Raw genomic sequence first — 4626 nt, forward strand, 5'->3', positions numbered from 1 at the left:
CGCCGAGTCGCGGCTGCACCGGCACCGCGGCGTCGCGCTCATCAAGAGCATCGACGGGATCGGCGGCCCCGGCGCGAAGCGCGGCACGTGGTACCGCAACCTCGAGGAGACACCGAAGCACGTCCACACCGGGATGAAGCTGTTCCTGGAGGAGGACGTCGAGCGCGGCGGACGCCTGATGCGGCCTTCGGAGGTCCTCGCGCTGAAGCCGCGCCCGTCCTACGTCCTCTTCGAGTGAGCGGGCCCGCACCCGTCGCCGGGTGCGGGCCGATCGCCCGGGGCTACTGCTCGATCGCGACGTAGTCCTCGTAGTCGTACGAGGTGTCGGGCACGACGTCCGACTGGCTGTCCGGGTAGGTCGACGACGCGCCCGGCTCCTCCTTCACCGTCAGCGTCCCGATGCCCATCGCGGCGGTCTCCTCCGCGGTGTACTTGTGCACGTTGCCGGCCACGTCGGTCAGCATCGCCGTCGCCGTCCACGTGCCGGAGCCGTTGAGGCAGCGGAAGACGTTGCCCTTGCCGGTCCACGTGCCGTTCTGCGGAGTGCCGCCGGTGCGCGTCAGCGGGACGGTGAGCGACCCGCCATCGCCCTCCCACGTGACGAGGACGCTGGCGACGCCCGACTGCGCGTCGGTGGCGCGGGCCGTGACGCTGACCGCGGTCGCGGCGGAGATCGTGGTCGGGCTCGGCGTCGCGCTCACGAGCGCCGGCATGGTCGTGTCGTTGTTGCTGACGACCGAGACCGAGCGGGACCACTTCTTCTTCGCGACGGCGGCGTTGGAGTACTCCGTCTGGTTCATGGCGGCGTCCATGGTGTCCGCGGACACGAGCCAGGAGTCGGTGCCGACCCAGCGCGGGATGTCGGCGTACCCGACATAGGAACCGTTGTTCGCCGTTCCGCTCGTGCGCTTCAGCACGACGAGGGTGGCCGGCGTGCCGGTCGCGCCCTTGGTCTTGCGCGTCAGCTCGACGGCGACGAACGCGACGCCGGACATGTTGTCCGTGGCCTTGGCGGTCACCTTCACGCGGGCCGCCTTGGCCTTCGTGTTCACCTTCGTCGGGGCGACCGTGAGCGCGGTGATCGCAGGCTTCTTGAGGTCCGGCGTCGACTTCACCGCGAGGTCGCGCTTCCATCCCTTCTGGCCGAGCTGCTCGTAGCTGAGGAAGCCGGAGCCGCCCTGCACGTCCGTGGCCGAGACCGAGCGCACCTTCCAGGCGCCCGGGATGACGCCGCGCGCGACGATGGCCTCGCCGGTGAAGGTGCCGTCCTTCGCGGTGCCCGAAGACAGCTTCAGGTGTGCGGCCGCGAAGGACGACTTGCCGCCCGGGCCGGTGGGGGACTCGAAGGTCGCCATGACGAGCTCGGCGCCCTCGGTGTCGGTGACGTGAGCCGTCACCTTCACCTTCTTCTCGCCGCTGCGCACGTCGACGGACCCGGGGGCGAAGGAGAAGGAGGTGATCTGCGGGGGCGTGAGCTCGACGCAGCCCGCGGCGGTCGCGGGAAGCGCGCTCGTGCCGACGAAAGTGGCCGTCGCCGCGGCGCCCACTGCGACGGCGGCGAGGGTCGCCCGACGACGTCCGCTGGGCATGGCTCGTGTGGTGGACACGGTTCTCCTCGGGATGCTGGCGATCTGCTGGGGGGTACCGGCATTCCGGAGAACTTCGTCGCCCGTCAGATACACGCGTCGTCGATCCGCGATCGGAGTTGTGCGCTTTGCCCGGTGATGTCCCAGAAGAGCGCGTGATTCAGCCCGCCGACTCCTCCAGCACGTACGGGCACGGCCCGTCGATGCGCAGCGCCCGCTCCTCCAGCAGCCCGTCCAGCTCCACTGCGGGGGTTGGGCGCCCCAGGTGGTAGCCCTGGATCACGTCGACGCCGATGGCCGCCAACCGCTCCCAGACGACCGCGTTCTCCACGCCCTCGGCGACGACGGAGAGCCCGAGCGCGTGGCCGAGGTCGACGGTGAACCGGATGACGGTGTCGTCGTGCTTCCAGTCCGCGAGCCGCATGACGAAGCTCCGGTCGATCTTGACCTCGTTGAGCGGCAGCCGCTCGAGGTAGGCGAGCGAGGAGTAGCCCGTGCCGAAGTCGTCGACCGACAGGTGCAGGCCCGCCGCCGCGAGCCGGTGCAGGACCGCGAGGCAGCGCTCGGGGTCGCGCATGATGCCGCTCTCGGTGATCTCCAGGGTGAGCCGGTGCGCCGGGACGCCGGTCTCGCGCAGCAGCTGGTCCACGACGAGCGGGAGGTCGTCGTCGGAGAGGTCGAGCGTGGTGATGTTGACCGCGACGCTGATGTCGAGCCCACGGTCGGCCCACGCCGCCGCCTGCTGCAGCGCCGACTCCAGCACGTGGTCCGTGAGCTGGCGGACCTGGCCGGTCCGCTCGGCGACGGCGAGGATCTCGTTCGGCGGGACGATGCCGTAGACCGGGTGCCTCCACCGCACCAGCGCCTCGACCGCGCACACCTCGCCGGTCTGGGCGAGCGCCTTCGGCTGGAACCACGGCTGCACGTCGCCGCTCTCGATCGCGCCGGCCATCTCGGCCGCCAGCACGAGGCGCCGCCGCCGGGCCTGCTCGTTGCCGGGCTCGTAGAGGTCCACGGTGACGCCCGCGGCGCGCGCCGACTGGGTCGCGATGTCGGCGTTGGCGAGCAGCTCGTCACCGGTACGCCCGTGGTCGGGGACCAGCGCGACGCCGATCGTGCCGCCGACGAAGACGCGCACGCCGTCCACCTCCACGGGCGCGCCGCGCACGACGTCGAGGACGTCCGCCGCCCGGGCGAGCGCCGTGCCCGCGTCGTCGACCCCGGTGAGCAGGATCGCGAACTCGTCGCCGCCTAGCCGGGCCACGTGCCCGCCGGCGGCGTACGCCAGCCGTCGTCCCATCTCGCGCAGGGCCTCGTCGCCGGCGTCGTGGCCGAGCGTGTCGTTGACCTCCTTGAACTCGTCGAGGTCGACGAGAAGGACGGCGGCGCGCCCGTGGTCGACGACCGCCTCCACGCGCTTGACGAACTCGCGCCGGTTCGCGAGGCCGGTGAGCGGGTCGTGCCGGGCCTCGTGGTCGCGGGCGGCGGCCTCGGCGCGCAGCCGGTCGACGAGCCGGGCGTTCTGCAGGGTCACGGCCGCGTGGGCGGCCAGCGCCTCGAACATCTTCAGGTCCTCGGGGCGGAAGGCCTCGCCCTCGAAGAGCCGGTCGGACACGAGCAGCGCCCCGACGGTCTGGCCGCCGGTGCTGACCGGGGCCGCCATCGCCGTGCCCTCCGCGGGGCCGTCCGGCCCCGAGGGGCTCCCCGCGATGACCGGCTCCCCGCGCAGCGCGGGGGCCCACCACGACGCCGCGTCCTGCGCGCCGACGAGCGGGCGCATCAGCTGGTCCGCCTCGAGCACGACGTGGATCCCCTGCTGGCCCGGCCCGGGCAGGATCGCGAGCTCTGCGCGCGAGGCGCCCAACAGGTCGCGGGCCGCCTCCAGCACGTTCCCCACGGCGACGTCGAGCTCGACGGAGGCGCCGACCGAGCCGACGAAGCGATAGAGCGAGTCGACGCGGGAGTAGCGCCGCGCCAGGTCGGCGTGGACCTTGTACGCGACGAACAGCACCGCGAGCAGCGCCCCGAGCAGCGGGAGGGCCGCCGGGCGGTCGGTGACCACCACGACGACGAGCAGCGCCGCGCAGGTGTTGGCGATGGCCGCGGCGAAGCCGGACGTGACCGCCTCGCGCAGGATCGCGGGCTCGAAGCCGTCGCCGTCCAGCACGATCACGAGCGTCACGAGCGTGGCGCCCAGCAGGTCGGTGACGAGCAGGGCCACGAGCGCGGCGATCCAGCCACGCGGGCCCGCCGGGTCGGCGCTGCCCAGCAGCGCCGAGTAGATCGAGACCGCGACCGCGGCCTCGAGGGCGTAGAGGCCCAGGTTGAACATCAGCTTCGTGCCGCGCTGGCGCTCGCGCAGCAGGAGGACGAGCCCGCTGCCGACCAGGCTGGCCGTGACGTACGAGTCCGGCGAGGCGAACGCCAGGGCGAGCACCGCCGGCACCTCGCGCAGCGTGTGGGAGTGGGCGCTGCGGGCCGTCGGCAGGTGGACGACGAAGACCTCGGCGCACGCGAAGGCGATGGCGAGCGCCCACCAGGGCAGGTACGCGTCGGCCTCGGGGACGGGCAGGTCCACGACGTGGAGCGCGAGCAGGCCGAGCGCGGCGGCGCACATGAGCGCGCTCAGCAGGCGTACGGGCACCGGCTCCCCGGCGCGCGTCGCCGACTCCACCGCCACGACCGCCTCCTCGGCTTCCCACGCGCCCGAGCGGCACGCCTCCACCGAGGTATCGACAGCAAAGGGCCGCGGTGGAGTCAAATCACTCCACCGCGGCCCAGGAGCAGCGGGACCGTCAGAAGCCGGCGCCCGCGTCCTCCCCGATGCTGTCCGTCGCCGGCCCGTCGACCGTGACCGTCGGCGTCTCGGCGGTCGACGGCTCCTCCTGCCCGGCGGCGGGCGGCGCCGGCTCCAGGGCCGCCGCGATGACCGCGTCGGTCGACGCCTCCGGCGTCGCGGGGGGCGGGGTGAGCGCAGGCGGCACGGTCGCGGTGGCCGACCAGTCCGCGCCGGACCAGCGGCGGCCCGACCAACGGCGCC

2 protein-coding genes and 2 pseudogenes are annotated in these 4626 nt (G+C 73.3%); 1 reads left to right on the forward strand and 3 read right to left on the reverse strand.

Annotation, left to right across the window (positions count from 1 at the left end; genetic code table 11):
* Nucleotides 1–238, forward strand: a pseudogene (locus tag G9H71_RS21085) (hypothetical protein); the annotation flags it as partial.
* 43 nt (nt 239–281) lie between these two features.
* Here G9H71_RS21085 and G9H71_RS21090 read toward each other — a convergent pair.
* The 3 genes and pseudogenes from G9H71_RS21090 to G9H71_RS21100 all read right to left on the reverse strand — a co-directional run.
* A complete protein-coding gene (locus G9H71_RS21090; RefSeq protein ID WP_166284743.1) occupies nt 282–1607 on the reverse strand; it encodes a hypothetical protein in 1326 nt (441 codons plus the stop codon).
* Between the two features lie 139 nt (nt 1608–1746).
* A complete protein-coding gene (locus G9H71_RS21095) occupies nt 1747–4266 on the reverse strand; it encodes a putative bifunctional diguanylate cyclase/phosphodiesterase (RefSeq protein ID WP_166284744.1) in 2520 nt (839 codons plus the stop codon).
* Between the two features lie 115 nt (nt 4267–4381).
* A pseudogene (locus G9H71_RS21100) lies at nt 4382–4626 on the reverse strand (hypothetical protein); the annotation flags it as partial.

The sequence above is a fragment of the Motilibacter deserti genome (genome assembly GCF_011250635.1).
GTDB classification, from domain to species: Bacteria; Actinomycetota; Actinomycetes; order Motilibacterales; family Motilibacteraceae; genus Motilibacter_A; species Motilibacter_A deserti.